General features: G+C 48.9%; 1 pseudogene. It reads left to right on the top strand.

The window, feature by feature from the left end:
* Window positions 1-50: 50 nt before the first annotated feature.
* Window positions 51-276, top strand: a pseudogene (locus QN347_RS19875) (group 1 truncated hemoglobin); the annotation flags it as partial.

Genomic DNA, 276 nt, shown 5'->3' with positions numbered 1-276 from the left:
CATTAGTACTGGCAGATCCACGTATCAAAGAGTCGTTCAAAGAAACCAACATGAAGCGCCTGGCCAAGCTATTAAAAGAACAATTTTGCGTTCTCAGCGGTGGCCCTTGCACTTACTCTGGCGACAGCATGAAGGTGTCACACGACAAGCTCGGCATCACTGGTGCTCAGTTCAACGCCCTGGCAGAAGATTTGCAAATCGCGATGGAGCAACAGCATATTCCTTCATCGGTACAGAACAAACTGATTGCCAAACTTGCGCCGATGAAGCGTGACA

The sequence above is a fragment of the Sphingomonas sp. 10B4 genome (assembly GCF_035019905.1).
Lineage (GTDB): Bacteria > Pseudomonadota > Alphaproteobacteria > Sphingomonadales > Sphingomonadaceae > Sphingomonas > Sphingomonas glacialis.
This window is presented reverse-complemented; position numbering and strand designations above follow the sequence as displayed.